13 protein-coding genes are annotated in these 17,857 nt (G+C 72.3%); 8 read left to right on the top strand and 5 right to left on the bottom strand.

What is annotated here, in order from left to right; translation table 11 throughout:
- The first annotated feature begins 37 nt into the window (after nucleotides 1–37).
- Together OG595_RS17725 and OG595_RS17720 are read left to right on the top strand one after the other, a co-directional pair.
- Nucleotides 38–1,270 carry an acyl-CoA dehydrogenase family protein gene (locus tag OG595_RS17725; protein WP_329273248.1) on the top strand — a complete coding sequence of 411 codons (1,233 nt, stop codon included), beginning with the start codon at nucleotides 38–40 and terminating at the stop codon, nucleotides 1,268–1,270.
- Nucleotides 1,270–1,779: a nitroreductase family deazaflavin-dependent oxidoreductase gene (locus tag OG595_RS17720; RefSeq protein ID WP_329273245.1), complete on the top strand. Its 510-nt coding sequence runs from the start codon at nucleotides 1,270–1,272 to the stop codon at nucleotides 1,777–1,779. Before OG595_RS17725 ends, OG595_RS17720 begins: the two co-directional genes overlap by 1 nt.
- Before the next feature lie 153 nt (nucleotides 1,780–1,932).
- Here OG595_RS17720 and OG595_RS17715 read toward each other — a convergent pair whose 3' ends face one another.
- Nucleotides 1,933–2,580, bottom strand: a complete 648-nt coding sequence (locus OG595_RS17715; protein ID WP_327696763.1) for a TetR family transcriptional regulator — start codon at nucleotides 2,578–2,580, stop codon at nucleotides 1,933–1,935.
- Nucleotides 2,581–2,749: 169 nt separating this feature from the next.
- On the opposite strand from OG595_RS17715, the gene OG595_RS17710 reads away from it, so the two are divergent.
- Both OG595_RS17710 and OG595_RS17705 read left to right on the top strand, forming a co-directional pair.
- Nucleotides 2,750–3,469, top strand: a complete 720-nt coding sequence (locus OG595_RS17710) for a VOC family protein (RefSeq protein WP_329273240.1) — start codon at nucleotides 2,750–2,752, stop codon at nucleotides 3,467–3,469.
- A gap of 241 nt (nucleotides 3,470–3,710) precedes the next feature.
- Nucleotides 3,711–6,104, top strand: a complete 2,394-nt coding sequence (locus OG595_RS17705) for a serine/threonine-protein kinase (protein ID WP_329273237.1) — start codon at nucleotides 3,711–3,713, stop codon at nucleotides 6,102–6,104.
- A 78-nt stretch (nucleotides 6,105–6,182) separates the two neighbouring features.
- On the opposite strand, the gene OG595_RS17700 is transcribed toward OG595_RS17705, so the two are convergent.
- A complete protein-coding gene (locus OG595_RS17700; RefSeq protein ID WP_329273235.1) occupies nucleotides 6,183–7,595 on the bottom strand; it encodes an eCIS core domain-containing protein in 1,413 nt (470 codons plus the stop codon).
- Nucleotides 7,596–8,040: 445 nt separating this feature from the next.
- On the opposite strand from OG595_RS17700, the gene OG595_RS17695 reads away from it, so the two are divergent.
- The gene (locus OG595_RS17695) at nucleotides 8,041–9,036 is read left to right on the top strand and encodes an ATP-binding cassette domain-containing protein (protein ID WP_329273233.1); all 996 of its coding nucleotides are present in this window, start codon (nucleotides 8,041–8,043) and stop codon (nucleotides 9,034–9,036) included.
- Nucleotides 9,033–9,824: an ABC transporter permease gene (locus OG595_RS17690; RefSeq protein WP_329273232.1), complete on the top strand. Its 792-nt coding sequence runs from the start codon at nucleotides 9,033–9,035 to the stop codon at nucleotides 9,822–9,824. The genes OG595_RS17695 and OG595_RS17690 overlap by 4 nt, the downstream gene beginning before the upstream one ends.
- Here OG595_RS17690 and OG595_RS17685 read toward each other — a convergent pair.
- The gene (locus OG595_RS17685; protein WP_329273230.1) at nucleotides 9,805–12,966 is read right to left on the bottom strand and encodes an ATP-binding protein; all 3,162 of its coding nucleotides are present in this window, start codon (nucleotides 12,964–12,966) and stop codon (nucleotides 9,805–9,807) included. The two genes, OG595_RS17690 and OG595_RS17685, sit on opposite strands and share 20 nt — an antisense overlap.
- A gap of 76 nt (nucleotides 12,967–13,042) precedes the next feature.
- Nucleotides 13,043–14,173 carry an FAD-dependent oxidoreductase gene (locus OG595_RS17680; RefSeq protein WP_329273227.1) on the bottom strand — a complete coding sequence of 377 codons (1,131 nt, stop codon included), beginning with the start codon at nucleotides 14,171–14,173 and terminating at the stop codon, nucleotides 13,043–13,045.
- Nucleotides 14,174–14,301: 128 nt separating this feature from the next.
- On the opposite strand from OG595_RS17680, the gene OG595_RS17675 reads away from it, so the two are divergent.
- Together OG595_RS17675 and OG595_RS17670 are read left to right on the top strand one after the other, a co-directional pair.
- Nucleotides 14,302–14,991, top strand: a complete 690-nt coding sequence (locus tag OG595_RS17675) for a TetR/AcrR family transcriptional regulator (RefSeq protein WP_329273225.1) — start codon at nucleotides 14,302–14,304, stop codon at nucleotides 14,989–14,991.
- Between the two features lie 94 nt (nucleotides 14,992–15,085).
- Nucleotides 15,086–15,274: a hypothetical protein gene (locus OG595_RS17670; RefSeq protein ID WP_329273223.1), complete on the top strand. Its 189-nt coding sequence runs from the start codon at nucleotides 15,086–15,088 to the stop codon at nucleotides 15,272–15,274.
- A 196-nt stretch (nucleotides 15,275–15,470) separates the two neighbouring features.
- On the opposite strand, the gene OG595_RS17665 is transcribed toward OG595_RS17670, so the two are convergent.
- Nucleotides 15,471–17,735: a FlgD immunoglobulin-like domain containing protein gene (locus tag OG595_RS17665; RefSeq protein ID WP_329273220.1), complete on the bottom strand. Its 2,265-nt coding sequence runs from the start codon at nucleotides 17,733–17,735 to the stop codon at nucleotides 15,471–15,473.
- Nucleotides 17,736–17,857 lie beyond the last annotated feature (122 nt).

Raw genomic sequence — 17,857 nt, 5'->3', positions numbered from 1 at the left:
CTGAGCGGGCGCCGCGGACGCCCAGGAGGGGCAGGTCATGGACACTCGTTTCACCCCCGAGCAGGACCACATCCGCCGTACGCTCCGCGAACTGCTCCACAAGCGGTGCTCGCCCGGTGATGTGCGGGCCGCCGTCGACACCCGGTCCGGGTACGACCCCGCCCTCTGGAAGACCCTCGCCCGCGACCTCGGACTGCCCGGTCTCGCCCTCCCCGAGGCGCACGGCGGCGTGGGCGGCACCACGACCGAACTCGTACTCGCCGCCGAGGAGTTGGGGCGGTCCCTGGCCCCCTCCCCGCTGCTCGCGACCGCCGTACTGGCCGCCCCCCTCGTCACCGCTCTCGGCACCGACGCGCAGCGCGCCGAGCTCCTCCCGCGCATCGCCTCCGGCGCCCTGACCGCCGCTCTAGCCGTCCCCGGCGCCTGTCTGGCCACCGTGCTCTCGCTCACCGGTGAACCCCGCCGGGACTGGGCCGGGGGAGGCCGGGCCGGAGGCGTGCAGGCGGCCCGACGGGCGGCCGGCTGGCGGCTGTACGGGCAGGTCGGGCAGGTCCTCGACGGACACAGCGCCGGACTTCTCCTCGTGGCGGCCCACGCCGGCGGCTACGCCCGCTCGCGCACCCTTCTCTTCCTGGTCCCCGGTGACGCCCCCGGTCTCGTCCGCACCCGGCAGACCTCCCTCGACGCCACCCGTCCGCAGGCCCGCCTCGAACTGCGGGACGTGCCCGCCGAGTTGCTGGGCGACGAGGAGGCCGACGTCGGTGCCTGCCTCGCCCGCGCCGGAGACGTCACCGCCACCGTGCTCGCCGCCGAGGCCGTCGGGGCCGCCGACCGGATCCTGGAGCTGACCGTCGAACACGCCCAGCGGCGCGAGCAGTTCGGGCGGGCCATCGGCTCCTTCCAGGCCGTGAAGCACCGGCTCGCCGATGTGTACGTCCAGGTCCAGGCGGCGCGTTCGGCCGCCTACTACGCGGCCTGGGAAACCGCGTCGACCGAGCCGAGTGCCACGACCGCCACGGCTGCCGCGACCGCCCACGAGGGGGAGCGGGCCGGCGGGCTCGCCCTCGCCCAGGCCCTCGACGCCCTCCGTACCGCCGCCGCCGAGGGCATCCAGCTGCACGGCGGTATCGGCTTCACCTGGGAGCACGAGGCCCAGTTGTACTTCAAGCGCGCCGCCGGTGACGAGCTGCTGTTCGGGCCGGTGCACCGGCTCCGGGCGCACGCAGCCGAGGCCGCGCGGCTCTTCGACACGGGAGAGGTGGCCGTCTGATGCCGGTAACAGCGGCGAGGGTCGTGAAAGCGGTCCAGAAAGTGTCCTCGGCGCCGGCCTTCGCGCGGATCGCCCCGCACGTCGTGCCCGCGCTCGACCGTGTCGTCCATCGCCTGACCAGGGGCAAGGTGCTGCTCAGCGCCCAGCTGCTGCCCGGGGTCGTGCTCACCGTGCGCGGGGCGAAGAGCGGGCAGCTTCGGCGCACACCGCTCGCCTGCATGCCGGAGGAACCGGGGGAGGGCGCGGGACAGGAGGGCGGCGGCAGCTGGCTGCTCATCGGGTCCAACTTCGGGCGTACCGGTCATCCCGCCTGGACCGCCAACCTCCTCGCCCATCCGGACGCCGAGGTCAGCTGGAAAGGGGAGGACATCCCCGTCAGGGCCCGACTCCTGGCGGGCGAGGAACGGGACGCCGCCTGGAAGGCACTGCTCACGTTCTGGCCGCCGTACGCGACGTACCAGGCACGGGTCGAGCGGGAGATACGGATCTTCCGGATCGTAAGACGCTGACGGCGCTGAGGGCGCTCACGGCGTGACGGCTGTGAACACGCGGGGCCGAGGGCGGTGACGCGCGACAGGCGGTGGTCCACCGGAGTGGACCACCGCCTGCGTGACAGGACTTGGGCCTGAAGGGGCCGCGGAACCTGGATAAGTGGGCCGGGGCTATTTCGTCGGCTTCTTGCCGGTCACGCCCAGATGGACCAACTGAGCCAGGTTGGGCTTCAGTTCGGCCTGTTTCACACCCCAGGTCTGGAATCCCTTCTGGTGCGAGGCCACCGCCGCGAGCATCGCGACGAGGGAGCCGGCCATGGCGGCGGGGCTGACGTCCTTGTCGACCCTGCCCTTGGCCTGGAGCTCTGTGACCGTGTCCGTAAGGGAGTTGGTCACGGAGTTGAGGATCTTCATGCGGATCTTGTAGAACCGCTTGTCGCCCTCGGCGGCACCCAGATCGACGACCCTGAGGATCGCGTCGTTGCGCCGCCAGAACTCCAGGAACCCGTCGACGAGTTCCTGGGCGGTCTGCCAGCCGGCCTTGCCGACCCAGGACCGCCCGGCGAGCAGCTGGGTCAACCCGGCGCCCTCGGTGGCCATTTGCTCGGCGATCTCCAGGACGGCGCCTTCGACGTCCGGGAAGTACTGGTAGAAGGTGGCGGGCGAAGTCCCCGCCTTCCGGGCGACATCGATGACTTTGACGTCCCGGTAAGGGGAGGAGCTGAGCATCTCGCTGAGGCAGTCGAGCAGCTTCTGCCGGGTCGCCTGCCCACGCCGACCGGCCACACGGCCGTCGACGGTACGCACTTGTCCTGTCATGCCGTCAGCTTACCGAGGGGTGATCGGAGCGCGATTCGGCCGACTGCAAATGGGGTGCATGGGAGGTGGGAGGGCGTCCGGAGGGCGGCGAGAGGCGGCTGCGCCCGGTCCCGCGCCCCGATCCGGCGCCTGCTCTGCGGGATGCGTGAAGGACCGTTAACTTGACGGTATGGCCGAAAACAGGGCATCCGCCCGCACAGAGGGCGTCCCCTGCTGGGTGGACGCCCAGCTGCCCGACGTCGAGGCGGGCAAGCGCTTCTACGGTGAGCTCTTCGGGTGGACCTTCCGGGAGAAGGAGGGACTGGTGCAGGCCCTGTGCGACGGCGAACCCGTCGCCTCTCTCGCCCACAAGGCCGACGGCCGGATGCCCACCGTCTGGACGGTGTACTTCGCCACCCCGCACGTCCATGCCCTCGTCGCCCGGATCCACGCGGCCGGCGGACAGGTGATCACCGCACCTGTTCCGGTGGGGGAACTGGGCACGACGGCACTGGCCGCCGACCCCGAAGGTGCCGTGTTCGGCCTCTGGCAGGCCGGTACGCACACCGGTTTCGGCCGCCGCCACGAGCCCGGCAGCTTCGCCTGGGCCGAGCTGTACGCCCGGGACACCGCTGTCGTCAACGACTTCTACGGCAACCTCTTCCACGACGCCCTCTTCGGACCCGAAGCGGCCCCCGACTTCGGCCGGGCCGCCGTCTCGGAGGTGTTCCCGGCCGAGATGCCCCCTCATTTCCTCGTCCACTTCGCCGTGGCGGACATGGAGGAGGCGCTCGGGACGGTGAACCGGCTCGGCGGTCGTGTCCAGGCACCGCCCTTCGACACTTCGTACGGGAATGTGGCGGTCGTCACGGACAATCAGGGAGCGTCGTTCGCACTCCTCCGAAAATGAGCCGTCATCAGGGGGCATGAGCTGCCCCGGAACGGGTCCGGGCCGATGCGGAAGGGCTCGCGAGGAGAGGTTTTGTGCGGAATTGACAGTGAACATCCCGTTTCGTGTCCGAGTTCGCAACCTGTGTCCCGGCCAGGAAGAATCGGGGTGCGTGCCGCCAACGCGGTGGCGGTGGTGAGACGCTGCACGAGGTCGCGTACATATGTAGGTGACGCGGCTCGTACGGGGAGGTGGCAGGCAAGTGGTGGATCCGCTGACACAGCACGATCCGCGGCGCATCGGGCCGTTCGAGGTGCTGGGACGGCTGGGTGCCGGCGGCATGGGGCTGGTCTATCTCGCGCGCTCGGCCTCCGGGCGGCGCGTGGCGATCAAGACGGTCCGGACCGAGCTCGCCGAGGACCAGCTGTTCCGGGTCCGCTTCACCCGTGAGGTGGAGGCGGCGCGGGCCGTCTCCGGCTTCTACACGGCCGCCGTCGTCGACGCCGATCCGCGTGCCGCCGTACCGTGGCTGGCCACCGCGTACGTTCCCGCGCCCTCCCTCGAAGAGATAGTGAACGAGTGCGGGCCGATGCCGGCCCAGGCGGTGCGCTGGCTCGCGGCGGGGGTCGCGGAGGCGCTGCAGTCCATCCACGGCGCGGGGCTCGTCCACCGTGACCTGAAGCCGTCCAACGTGCTGGTGGTCGAGGACGGGCCCCGGGTCATCGACTTCGGTATCGCCTCAGGTGTCTCGAACACGCGTTTGACCATGACGAACGTCGCCGTCGGTACGCCCGCCTACATGTCGCCCGAGCAGGCGAAGGACTCGCGAAGCGTCACCGGCGCCAGCGACGTGTTCTCGCTCGGCTCGATGCTGGTCTTCGCGGCCACCGGCCACGCCCCCTTCCACGGTGCGAACCCCGTGGAGACGGTGTTCATGCTGCTGCGCGAGGGTCCGGACCTCGAAGGCCTGCCCGACGAACTCCGCCCCCTCATCGAGTCCCTGATGCAGATGGAGGCGACCGGCCGCCCCAACCCCGCCGACCTCCAGGCCCAGCTGGCCCCCCACCTCTACGGTTCCGGCTCCGACGACAGCGGTACGGCGTCCGCGTGGCTGCCCGAGCACGCGGTGACGCTCATCGAGGCGCGGCGCGGCGGACGCCCGGCGCCGAAGCCGCCGTCGTCCGGCGGCAGGAGCGGCGGGGGCAGGCTCGCCATCCCGCCCCCGCCGACCCACGACCCCGCGCCGGCCTTCGGACGCGGCCCGGGACCAGGGCTCGTACCCGGCCGCGGCCCCATGCCGTCCGCCCTGCCGTCCGGAGCACCCGACACCGGACCCGTCCGGCTGGCCGGTGCCCCCGTGCCCATCGGCCCGGGTCCGCGCGTCACCGACGCCCGAGCCGCCGCCATGCAGGCGCCCCCTCCGGAGGCCGGCCTCGTCGCCTCCTGGTCGCGTCCGCGTCCCGGCGTCAACGGCGCCGACCCCAACCCGGTGCCGGTCGCGCCGCCACTGCCCCCGGAGTCCCCGGCGGGCTGGCGCCCCTGGCGTTTCCGTATGTCGAACGACGTCTGGGGCAAACCGGCCGTCGCCGGAGACCTGGTCTACGTCACCTCCTTCGAGGTGCACGCCCTGGACGTGATGACGGGCCGCCGCCGCTTCAAGACGAGGGACGTCGCCTGGTCGATGGCGGTCGCGGACGGCCGTATCCACGCCTCCGACGGCCCGACCCTCTTCGCCCTCGACGCCCGCGAGGGCATGGACCTGTGGCGCCTGTCCACGGACGCCTGGGTGTACTCCCTCAAGGCCGACCGGGGCACGGTCGTCACCGGTACGCGCGGCGGCGGTGTCCAGGGCTGGGACGCGGCGACCGGCCAGAAACTGTGGGAGCACGCCGGCGCCCAGACGGACTTCGAGTCCCCCGAGGCCGGCCCGCACGTCCACGAGGGCACGGTCTTCGTGTGGCAGGACGCGCGACTGCGCGCCCTGGAGGCCCGTACGGGTGACGAGCGCTGGTCCTACCCGATCGGCGACGCCGCGTCCTGCGGCGGAGTCCCGGTACGGCTGACCCCCGGCCCCGACGGCCAGGTGTACGTCTGCGCGGGAACCCGCGTCCTGGCGATCGACGTCGCCGGCGGCCACGTCCGCTGGCACTTCGAGGCGCCGGCGGTCTTCCTCTCGCCGCCCACCTTCGCGCCCGGCCCCGCCGTCACGGGCGGCGGCATCTACCTCGCCGACTACCTCGGCACGGTCTACGCCCTCGACGCGGCCGACGGGCGGGACAGGTGGCGGATCGCGACGGAGTCACGCGCGTCGATCGAACCGGTACTGGTGGCGGCCGGGCACGTGCACGTGGGCAGCGGCAAGGGCCTCTACACGCTCGACGCGGTCACCGGCACCCCCAAGTGGCGCTTCCAGGCGGGCGGCGACATCGTCGGCGCCCCCGCGGTGGCCGAGGGCCGCATCCACTTCGGCTCGACGGACCACCTCCTCTACACCCTGAAGGCCGACGACGGCCGCCTCAGGTGGAAACTGGCGACCGGCGGCGAGATCACCGGCGCCCCGGTGGTCAGGGACGGCGTGGTGTACGCGTGCAGCAAGGACCGGTGCGTGTACGCGCTGGACGCGGAGAAGGGGACGGGGACGGCTCGGACGGGATGAGCCGTTCCCCGGGGGCGCCGCGGCCGTCCCAGCCGCCGGGGCCCCGTTGTGGCACGCCGGTGGCCGGTGACCGCGTTGTCAGGACTGCTCGTTGTCGATGATGTCGTAGGTGTTCGCCTGGGCCACCAGGGTCTGCACTCCGGCCATCTTGGCCAGTGCGGAGGCCCAGAGGTCGTTCCTCGTGTGGTCGTAGTCTCCCGCGTCCACGTAGTCCTGGTACCAGTCGTTGATCCTCGCCTCGCCGCGGATCGTGGCCGCGCAGTGGAGGTAGGCGGAGATGCAGTTGCCGGGAGCGGTGTCGCCCCAGACGTGCTCGGGTCCGCTGGTGCTGACCTCGATCTTGATGCCGTAACGCAGTTCGTCGACGGGCAGGTACAGGCGGGACAGGTCCTCGTACACGCTGCGCAGGGTGGTCAGGGCGGTCTTGAGCGGGTTGTCGAAGTTCTTGTGCGCCGAGTTGGCGCGCGGGGTGAGGATCGTCAGGTTCTTCGCGTCCTGGCCGTCGCCGCCGAAATCCGCGTTCAGCAGATGTCCCGCCACGAAGCGGATGCCGTAGGTCCGGCGGGCCGCGCCGATCGCGGACGGCAGGTTGCTGTCGGCGTCGGTGCCCCTGCTGGAGTACCCGTTGGGGCCCAGGGTGGCGCTGGAGTACGACCCGCCGGCCGCGCGGGGGGAGGCGCGGGTGTAGGTCGGGTACGCGAAGTAGTCGAGGAGGTCGTCGACCCGCACCCGCCGCCGTCGGGCCGGCCGGTCGACCGTGGCCGTTCCCCGGGACGAGCCGGCGCGCTGCACGGAGTGGCCGGTCGCGGCGGCCGGGTGCGTGGACCGCTGCACCTGCCCGGCTTCGGGGGCGGGCCCGGACAGGACCCTGCGGGCGTTCTCCTCGGCGGCCACCTCGAAGCGGTCCGACGGGTCGGAGACGTTCAGCCCGTCGCCCCGGTCGGTGCCCGCCACCGGCCCCTGGCGCTGCTGGACGACATGGGTGAGCTCGTGGGCGAGGGTGTGCCGGTCGCCGCCGCCGTCGCCGATGACGATGTGACTGCCGGAGGTGTAGGCGCGCGCGCCGATCTCCTGCGCCGACCGGCGGGCCGCCGAGTCGTCGTGGATGCGGACATCGCCGAAGTCGGTACCGCCGAACCGGGCCTCCATGTCCTGCCGCACCGCCCCGGGCAACGGGCGCCCCGAGGTACCCAGGACGTCATGGACGCCGGTGCTGCGCTGCACGGGCTCCGCCACCGCCTCCTCCTCGTCCTTGCCCTGGCAGGAGGCGTGCCGCTGTGTGGTGATGGCCCGGGACACCGCGGAGTTGCCCGCGAACCGCTGAAGGGCCAGCAGCCCGGCGGGACCGGTGGGCACGCCGTGCCGCAGACCGGCGGCCGCGGTCCCGGCCTCGGCGACGGCGGCCGTGTGCCGCGCGTCGGTGCGGCGCGCGGTGGCGCGGACGGGTTTCCCGGACTCCGTGCCCTTGTCGTCCCGGCTGTCCTCGCGCATGCGCCGACTTCCCTTCGATCGCCCGGGTCCACCCCGGTCTTCCACTCCCTTCCGTGTCTAGGGCAGGGGCGGCGGCAAAGGACAGAGGAAACGGGGCAGTGTCGGCGTCCACCGGGGCAGACCGCGCAGGCACCGCTGTCCGCCACCGGGTTGCACCGTTGTCTGCGGCTCGGGTGCACCGCTGTCTGCCGCCCGGGTTGCACCGTTGTCTGCGGCTCGGGTGCACCGCTGTCTGCCGCCCGGGTTGCACCGTTGTCTGCGGCTCGGGTGCACCGCTGTCCGCCACCGGGTCGCACCGCTGTCTGCCGCCCGGGTCGCACCGCTGTCTGCCGCTCGGGTGCACCGCTGTCCGTCGCCCGGTCGCAACCCTGCCCGTCGCCCGGTTCCAGAGCGCTGAAACCGTCGTGAAACCGCGCTGAATGCGCCCTGCCGCAGTCTCTGCGGCATGACATCGACGACATCGCACTCACTCGCCATCGCGGCCGAAGGGCTGCGGAAGGCCTACGGGGACAAGACGGTCCTCGACGGCATCGACCTGGCGGTGCCGACCGGCACCGTCTTCGCCCTGCTCGGCCCGAACGGCGCCGGCAAGACCACCGCCGTCAAGATCCTCTCCACCCTCGTCACCGCCGACGCCGGCGACCTGAGCGTCGGCGGCCACGACCTGGCCACCGACCCGCAGGCCGTGCGCGCCGCGATCGGCGTCACCGGGCAGTTCTCCGCGGTCGACGGCCTGATCACCGGCGAGGAGAACATGCTCCTCATGGCCGACCTGCACCACCTGTCCCGGCAGGAGGGCCGCCGTACCGCCGCCGAACTCCTCGACCGCTTCGACCTCACCGAGGCCGCGAAGAAGCCCGCCTCCACCTACTCCGGCGGTATGAAGCGCCGCCTCGACCTCGCCATGACGCTGGTCGGCGACCCGCGGATCATCTTCCTCGACGAGCCGACCACCGGCCTCGACCCGCGCAGCCGGCACAACATGTGGGGCATCATCCGCGGGCTCGTCGCCGACGGGGTGAGCGTCTTCCTCACCACCCAGTACCTGGAGGAGGCCGACGAACTCGCCGACCGTATCGCCGTGTTGAACGACGGCAGGATCGCGGCCGAGGGAAGCGCCGAGGAGCTCAAGCGGCTCGTCCCCGGCGGGCACGTCCGGCTCCGCTTCACCGACCCGGTCGCCTACCAGTCGGCCGCCGCCGCCCTGCGCGAGGTCACGAGGAACGACGAGGCCCTCGCCCTCCAGATCCCCAGCGACGGCAGCCAGCGCGAACTGCGCTCCATCCTCGACTGGCTGGACTCGGCCGGCGTCGAGGCGGACGAACTCACCGTGCACACCCCCGACCTCGACGACGTGTTCTTCGCCCTGACGGGCCCCGGCACCGGCACAACGACCGGCACCACCACCGGCACCGCCCACTCCAAGGAGTCTGTCCGATGAGCGCCCTCTCCCTCGCCGTGCGCGACTCGTCCACGATGCTGCGCCGCAACCTGCTGCACGTGCGCCGCTACCCGTCCATGACGCTGAACCTGCTGCTCACACCGATCATGCTGCTGCTGCTCTTCGTCTACGTCTTCGGCGACGTGATGAGCGCGGGCATCGGCGGCAGCGGCGCCGACCGCTCCGACTACATCGCCTACATCGTCCCGGGCCTGCTGATGATGACGGTCGGCAGCACCGTGATCGGCGCCGCGGTGTCCGTCTCCATGGACATGACCGAGGGCCTCATCGCCCGCTTCCGCACGATGGCGATCTACCGTGGCTCACTGCTCATCGGGCACGTCGTGGGCAGCGTCCTCCAGGTGCTCGCCAGCCTGGTCCTGGTCGGTGCCGTCGCCGTGGCGATCGGGTTCCGGTCCACGGACGCGACAGCCCTGGAGTGGCTGGCGGCGTTCGGTCTGCTCACCCTGTTCTCCCTGGCGCTCACCTGGATCGCGGTCGGGATGGGCATGGCCAGCCCGAGCCCCGAGGCGGCCAGCAACATGGCGACGCCGCTGATCCTTCTCCCGCTCATCTCCAGCGCCTTCATCCCGGCCGACACGATGCCGGGCTGGTTCCAGCCGATCGCCGAGTACCAGCCGTTCACCCCGGCCATCGAGACCCTCCGTGGACTCCTCCTCGGCACCGAGATCGGCAACAACGGGTGGATCGCCGTCGCCTGGTGCGTCGGCCTGACCGTGCTCGGCTACCGCTGGTCGACGGCCGCGTTCAACCGCGACCCGAAGTAACCGCGGTGACGGCGCGGGCCGCGTCCCGCAACTCGTCCCGCCCCAGGGCGGCGTACTCCGACACCGCGTCGGCGTACGCCGCCCCGGCCGCGTTCCCGGCGGCCCCGATCGCCCGCCGGGCCCGGTCCGCCGACATGGTCGGCTGGTAGTCGCGCAGTACCCGCAGCCGTTCGGCCAGCGCCAGCATCCGTACGGCGGTCGGGGTGTCGTCGCCGGAGGCGAGCCCCGCCATGCCGAGGGCGTGCAACACCGTCCCGAACACGGGGAGTTCCATGGGCGAGCGGGCCGGACCGGAGAGCAGGGTCCACAGTGACTGCCGCAGCCGGTCGACCGGCTCCGCGACCAGTTCGACGCGGCCGGCGTGCGCGTGCGCCGTCACCGCCGTCGACTGGAGTTGCAGCACCCACCGGTCGAGGAAGGGGTCGTCACCGTACGCCGAGCCGGCCTTGGCCACCCCCTCCACGGCGCCGCGCCACAGGCCGAGCCCGACCTCCGTCAGTCCGCGGGCGAGCGCGATCTCGGCGCGGGCGCCGAGGTCGGCGCTGTCGTAGTCGTCCTTCTGCACGGCGTTGACCTCCTCCGCCTGCCGCAGCCAGTACTCGGCCTCGTCGGGCTCGCCGCGTTGCAGACAGGCGAGGGCGAGGCCCCCGCGCACGCCGATGGAGTCGCGCTCGTCGCCCAGCCGCGGCAGCGCGTCGAGCGCCGCCTTGAGATGCTCGTACGCGGCCTCGCCCTGCTCCATGTGCAGGCACAGCTCGCTCAGCCGGGCGTGCCCCAGCACCTGTAGGAACGGGTTGTCGACCGGTGCCAGTGCGGAGACGATCCGGCCGGCCGAGGCCAGCGCGCGGTCGATGTCGTGCTCCGCCTCCCAGACGTATGTGGCGACGCACTCGGCGACGCCGGCGAGCAGCGGCTGCTCGCTGGCGCAGAGACCCCGCAGTACGTCGTAGTCGGGCGGCAGCATCTCGGGGATGGCGCTCAGCACCACCGCGATGGCCCGCAGCAGCGTGTCCGGCCGGGCCGGGGGCAGCCGCCGCAGGGTGACGAGCTGGCGTACGGCGACCGGGCCGTACCCCATGAACAGGCTCGCCGTGCACAACACGGCAGCGGCGCGGGCGACTTCGACGTACTCGGGCTCGGGGTGGTAGTGCGACAGCGGCGGGCCGGTGTCCGTGGCGAGGGCGGCGAGGCGGGCGTAGTTGGAGCCGGTGGACCACAGGGCGGTGAGGACGGCGGTGAGGGCGGCGATGGTGGGGCCGTCCGCGCGGGCCAGGGCGTGCCGCAGGGCCAGTACGAGGTTGTCCTGCTCGGCCCTGATCCGCTCCCCGGCGGCCAGCGGCGCCGAGCCGAAGTACCAGTCGTGGTGGGCGACCCCGAAGTCCCGTGCCCAGGCGAGGAATTGATCGACGGCCTCCTCTTCCTCGCCCGCCTCGGCCCGCCGGGCCGCGCTGAACTCCCGTACGGTCTCCAGCATCCGGAAGCGCACACCGGCCGGGGTCTCGGCGACGGTGAGCAGTGACTGGTCGGCCAGCTGCTCCAGCAGGAACAGCGCGTCCTCGCCGAGGACCTGCTCGGCCGCCTCTCCGGCGAAGCCGCCGGGGAAGACGGACAGCAGGCGCAGCGCGGCCCTGGCTTCCTCGGCGAGGAGGTTCCAGCTCCAGTCGACGACCGCGTGCAGGGTGCGGTGGCGCTCCGGTACGTCCCGGGCGCCGCCGCGCAGCAGCGCGAACCGGTCGCCGAGGCGGCGGGCGATCTCCGGCACCGACAGCACCCGTACCCGCGCCGCCGCCAGCTCCACGGCGAGCGGCAGCCCGTCGAGGTGGCGGCACAGCTCGGCCACCGCGTCCGGCGGCAGCTCCACCCCGGGCCGGGCGGCCCGGGCCCGCTGTGTGAACAGCTCGACGGAGGTGGCGAGTCGAAGCTCCGGCAGCGCGTACACGGCCTCCGAGGTGAGGCCCAGCGGGGCCCGGCTGGTGGCGAGGACCCGCAGGTCCTTCGAGGACGAGACGAGGGCCCGTACGAGGTCGGCGGTGCCCCGGACGACCTGCTCGCAGTTGTCCAGGACCAGCAGCGCGGGCCCGGCGCCGAGCACGCCGAGGATGCCCGGCACCGGGTCGCCCGGGGTGTGGCCGCCGCCGCTCATGGCACCGGGCCGCCCCTCGCCCGCACCGAGCGCGGAGGCCACCTCGGCGGCGACGTCCGCATCCGCCGTGACACCGGCGAGCGGCACGAAATACACCACGCGCTGCTCGGCCCGGCGGCTCGCGGCGTGCGCGAGCCGGGTCTTGCCGAGGCCGCCGGGGCCGACGACGGTGACGGCGCGGGAGGCCCGCAGCAGCCGCTCGACCTCGGCGATGTCCTCGTCGCGCCCGAGCAGCGGATTCGGCTCGTGCGGCACTCCGTGCCTGACCACGGGTGCCTCGCCGGACAGCAACTCCTGCTGTACGGACCTGAGTTGGGCCCCGGGGTCGGTGCCGAGCCCGTCGCGCAGCTCCCTCCGGTACGCCTCGTACCGGGTGAGTGCGGCGGACGGGCCCGCCGACGCCGCCTCGGCGCGCAGCAGCTCGGCGAGCACCTCCTCGTCGCGCGGATGCTCCGCCGCCACCACGGCCAGCGGCCCGGCGGCCTCCGCGTGCCGCCCCAGCCGGGCGAGCGCGAGCGCCCGAGCGCGGACGAGGGCGCGTTGGACGGGGGCCCGCTCGGAGCGGAGGGCGGCCACGGGGTCGTGAACGCCGTCGCCGTCCCCGGACGCGGGCCCCTCCCACAGGGCGAGACCGGCCTCGGCGGCGGCCAGCGAGCCCGCGTGGTCCCCGGCCCTGGCCCGGTCCGCGCTCGCGGCGGCGTGCAGCAACAGGGCGGAACTGTCGACCTGTTCCTCGGCGAGGGCGAGCCGGTACCCGGTCGGTGTGCTCGCGAGAACATCGGCGCCGAGCTGGGTCCGCGCCCGGGACACGAGCACCTGGAGTGCCTTGCCGGGCCGCTCCGGCAACTCCTCCGGCCACAGCCCGGCCACCAGCCGCTCGGTGCCGCAGCCGGTGCGCAGGTCGCCCGCGAGGAGCGCGAGGAGGGCGCGCAGGCGGGGCGCGGTGACTTCCTGTCCGTGCCAGGCGACACGCGGGAGGAGGGTCAGGTCGGTGGGCATGCGTGCAGCGTAGCCAAGGCGTCGGCCCGGTTCGCCGGGCGGCGGTGAACTCCCGCCGTGCGGGCGGCTGTCGGGGCTACGCGATTCCGTTGAACATGTCGACCAGGCTGTGGGGCGAGTGGGCGCCGTAGAGGACCTCGTGGATCCGGGCGCCTTCGGCGGCGGCTGCGGCGCTACGGGGGAACAGGGACTGTTCGTACTCGGTGAGCGCGGTCTCGATGTCGTCGGGGTGGGTGGCGATGGCTTGGGCGAGTTCGGCGCCGTCGTACATGGCCAGGTTGGCGCCCTCACCGTTCGGGATCGAGAGGTGGGCGGCGTCGCCGACCAGGGTCACTCCTGGCACTCGTTCCCAACGGTGTGCGTGGGGCAGGGTGTTGAGGGCGCGCACGACCGGTGCGGTCTCGCTGTCGGTGATCAGCGCGGTGAGTTCTGGTGCCCAGTCGTCAAACTCCTGCGCGATCCGCGCCAGGGCCGCGGTGGAGTCGGTGAGGTCGATGCCCGCGAACCAGTCCTGCGGCTCGGTGAGCATCACGTAGGTGTGCAGGGTGCCGCCGCGTTCCCGGTGGGCCCCGAGGCCTTTGCCCGGCGCGAGTGCGAACAGGGCGCCGCCGCCGACCGTTTTCGCGTGGGCCGGGTGCCGGGTGTCGCTGTCGAACAGGTAGGTCTCGACGTACGACATGCCGGTGTACGCGGGTACCGCGTCGGAGAGCAGTGGCCGGACGCGGGACCAGGCGCCGTCCGCGCCGACCAGCAGGCCCGTGGTGAGGGCGGTGCCGTCGGCGAAGGTCACCTCGTGGCGGCCGTCGCCGAGGGTGCGGGTGCCGCTGACCTTGTGCCCCCACCGGACTGTGCCGGGCGGGAGCGAGTCGAGCAGCAGCTGCCGCAGTTCGCCGCGCGGTACCTCGGGGCGGCCACCCGTACCGTCGTCGGCCTCCTCGAACAGGACGGTGCCGTCCCGGTCGAGGACCCGCGTCGCCTCGCCGCCCTCCAGGACGAGGCTGCGGAACTCGTCGAACAGGCCGGCTGCCCTGAGGGCGAGCTGGCCGTCGTGCTCGTGGATGTCGAGCAGCCCGCCCTGGGCGCGGGCGGTCGGGGAGGCCTCGGCCTCGTAGACCGTCGCCGGGATGCCGTTGACGTGGAGGACGCGGGCGAGGGTCAGTCCGCCGAGTCCGGCGCCGATGATCGTGACGTCTTCGTGAGTGGTCATGGTGGTGGCTCCTTGTTTGCCTCAACACTTCTGGAACGCCGTTCCAGCTTGTTCGAGTGCCAGCCTGGAACGGTGTTCCACGGATGTCAAGCTGGAACGGCGTTCCAGGTGTGTGTCAGGATGCCCGTATGGCTGCAACCAGGAGGCGCCGTCCGGAGCGGCGAGAGGAACCGCTCTCCCGGGACCGCATCGTCGAGGAGGCGATCGGGCTTCTCGACGAGTCGGGCGAGGGCGGACTCACGTTCCGCGCACTGGCCGGGCGCCTCGCCACGGGGCCCGGTGCGATCTACTGGCACGTCACGGGCAAAGATGAACTGCTCGGCGCCGCAACGGAATCCGTGGTCGCCGGTGCCATGTCCCCCGCCGCCGCCACCGCCGGCGCGACACCGCAGGAAGCGGTCCGTGCTCTCGCGGTCGGCGTGTTCGACGCGATCGACGCCCACCCGTGGATCGGCACGCAACTCGCCCGCGCCCCGGCGCAGTCGCCGCTGCTGCGGATCTTCGAGCACCTCGGGCGCCAGGTCCAGGCGCTCGGGGTGCCCCGAGCCGCCCACTTCACGGCCGCGTCCGCGCTGCTGAACTACATCCTCGGCGTGGGCGGCCAGAACGCGGCCAACGCCCGTGACCACCGTCCGGGCACGACCCGGGCAGAGTTCCTGGGCTCCGTCTCGGCTTCCTGGGCGAACCTCGACCCCGACGAGTACGCGTTCACCCGGAGCGTCGCGGACCAGCTGCGGGACCACGACGACCGGGAGGAGTTCCTGGCGGGGATCGACCTCATTCTCGCCGGGATCACCGGGATCACCGCGCGGCGGTGAACTTCCGCCAGGCGGTGGGGGAGAGGCGGAGTATGGCGGCGCCGGGGGTTTCGGGCGGTGTCCTGGAGTCGGAGAGGCGAAGTGGAGCGACGTCATGGGGGTCGGCCACCTGGAGCGTCTCCGGCACATCCGCACGCTCCTGACCAGGAGCGGCGCGGCCACCGAGGAAACCCGGCTGTACTGCTTCAGCGGCACCGGCTTCACCGATGAACTGCGTCACCTCGCGAAGGACGACCACACGATCCAACTGATCGACCTGCTCCGCCTCTACCGCGGAGAGTGATTTCGGGGCCGAGGAGTGCCAGGAGTGCCAGGAGTGCCGGAAGGCCAGAAGGGCGTCTCAGCCCGGTTCGACGGCTCGCAGGAGCCGCCCGCCGTCGCGGGCCGACGGGCGGCCGACCACTGGGACGAGCTGGTCGGCGCCCGCGGGGGCGGCGGCCTCCATCGGCCGACCGGGCGGATGGAGGCCGCCGCGACGCCTACGACCGCACCGCGACCGAACCCTTCGCGGTCGCGGACCGTCCGACGTGGTCGGCCGCCGGTGCGGTCAGGGTCCAGCGGTACGTCCCCGTGGGGACCTTCTTGCCGCCTGGGCCGGTGCCGTCCCACGACGCGGAGATCCTGCCCGCGGCCGGACCGCCGGTGAGGGTACGGACGGTCTTTCCGCTGGCGGCGGAGACGATCGTCAGCTTCCATCTCGCCGCCGGCTTCGACAGGTGCCACACCCCCGTGTACTTGCTGCCGGCCGCGCGCAGATCCACGCGGGCGGGACTGTCGGTCGAGATGACGGCAAGGGGAGAGGTGGTCACCCGCGGCCATGTGACCGTCACGTCCCCCGCCTCGGTGAGGTAGGCCAGGGGGCCGCCGAACCGGTCCACCGCCCAGAACCGCCCACGCCGGTCGGCGGGTTCGCCCACCTGGTTCTTCAGTGGAGCCAGGTCGCTGGTGCCCACGCGCGCGGCCGGAACCGCGCCGGGGAAGTAGGTGATGCTCAGCCTGGCCGCCGCGTCGTTCTGGCTGACGAGGTAACCGTCGGCCAGTTGCGCGTAGCCGGACGGCACCTTGATCACACGCTTCGTGGTGCGGTCGTAGACACCGGCTTTCTTGTTGGGACCGCAGGACCAGTAGATCCACCGGCCCACCACCTGGATCTCCGTGGGTACGCAAGGGGCGCCCACGGACACGGCTGAGCCGAGCGCTTTCATCGACGGCAGGGACACCGCGGTGACGGTGCCGCTCCTGGTGCCCGCGCTCCACAGCTGGCTGCCCCAGAGGGAGGCCGCGTGCCAATGGTCGGTGTGGCTCAGCGCCTTGGTCCCGTCGTAGACGTACTGGAACCAAGGGTCGGGGCGCTGGACGCTGTACCTGCCGGATGCCGTCAGCGTGGGTACGTAGTTGGATCTGTTCAGGGAAGACCGCACGACGTCGCCCTCCCCGGTGCCGACCAGCCGCAGGCACTGCCCGGTGCACTGCGTGTCATACGGGAAGCCGTCGCCCGCCGGGGGGTGCCATCCGAGGTCGCCGACGTTCCGCGGGGGTGTGGCGTTGAGCGTGCCACTCGCCGTCAGCGACAGGGAGGAGCCGGAAAGGTAGGTGGTCGCGCGGGAGGCGTCGCTCGGTAGGTGCAGTGTGCCGACCCGGAGTTGTCCCTGGTCGACCGCGACACCGCCCACGTCGTACGTGGTCTGCCGGGGCAGCGGTATGTGTACGCCGGCGACCGGGGCCCCGTCGGCGCCGAGGGTGATGCGCCGAACCGCCCAGTCGTCCGGGCCCGTGCCGCCCACGGTGTAGAGGGCGCCGTCCGCACCTGTGACAGGGCGTTGGCCGCTGGCCTGCGGCAGCAGGGTGCGGGCCGCACCACCCGCGGCAGGCTGGGCTACGAGCTTGTCTTCGCCATCGGGGTATACCGCCCAGTTGCCCAGCAACGCCAAGTTGACGCTGGAATCCACGTTGAGCAGGGTTCGGGGCCCGTCCGGATGGTCGCGGTCGACGAGGTAGGACTTGAAATCCTCATTGGTGGCCTCGTACAGAACCGTGGTGGCGCTGAGCGACATCAGATTCAGCCTGGAGGCGTTGTCGGGCACCACGGTCAGGCGGCGGGTCGCGAAGTCCAGCAGAGTCTGGACGCCGGACCAGCCTCCGAAGGTGATCGCCGCTCCGCGCGCGTCCTGCTGGACGTGGGTGATGGCTCCCGGCAGGTTGTCCGGGACACCTGACACCGGCCGGTCGACCGGACGGCCCCCGGCCGCGGGGATCTCCAGCAGATGCAGTGTCCACTTGCCGGCTGTCTTGCGCTGCGTCAGCAGGCGGTTCTCGGCGATCACCGATGTGGCGGTGTCGCCGGTCGGCAGGTCGAACTGCACCACCTTGCCGGTGTCGTAGTTCCGGATCCGGTAGGCGCTGGTGGTGCCGACCCGCTCCAGGGCGAAGCGACCATTGACGGCCCACAGGCTGTTGTAGTTATTAGGGGGGGAGAGAATGACGGGCTTGGGCAGGCCGTTCACGTAGGTACCGTTCGGCCGCTCCCATGTGTACGCCGCCGATGGGCTGTTCCCGGTGCCGTAGGACAGGACGCCGGCGGCATCGGCGCTGACCGGCGCCGACGGCTTCGTCAGAGGTCCCAGCTTCCCCTTGAGGGTGACCGTCGGCATCCCCGCGCGGTCCGCGACCGCGGCCCCCGGCCCGCTGCCGGCCTCCGCCGACGGCATCAGGCCCGCCCCGACCGCCAGGACCGTCAAGGCCACAACAGCCCCTGAACCGGCCTTTCGCCATCCCCGCTGATGTCTTTCCCGCATCGTGGGCCCCGTTCCCGATCGGTTGGTCAATTGATCACTTGATCACTTGAATCCGACGTGTGTCGCCGAAC

It is taken from the genome of Streptomyces sp. NBC_01451, from assembly GCF_036227485.1.
In the GTDB taxonomy this organism is placed as follows: Bacteria; Actinomycetota; Actinomycetes; order Streptomycetales; family Streptomycetaceae; genus Streptomyces.
The sequence above is the reverse complement of the archived record's forward strand: the minus strand, read 5'-3'. Positions and strand labels throughout refer to the sequence as shown.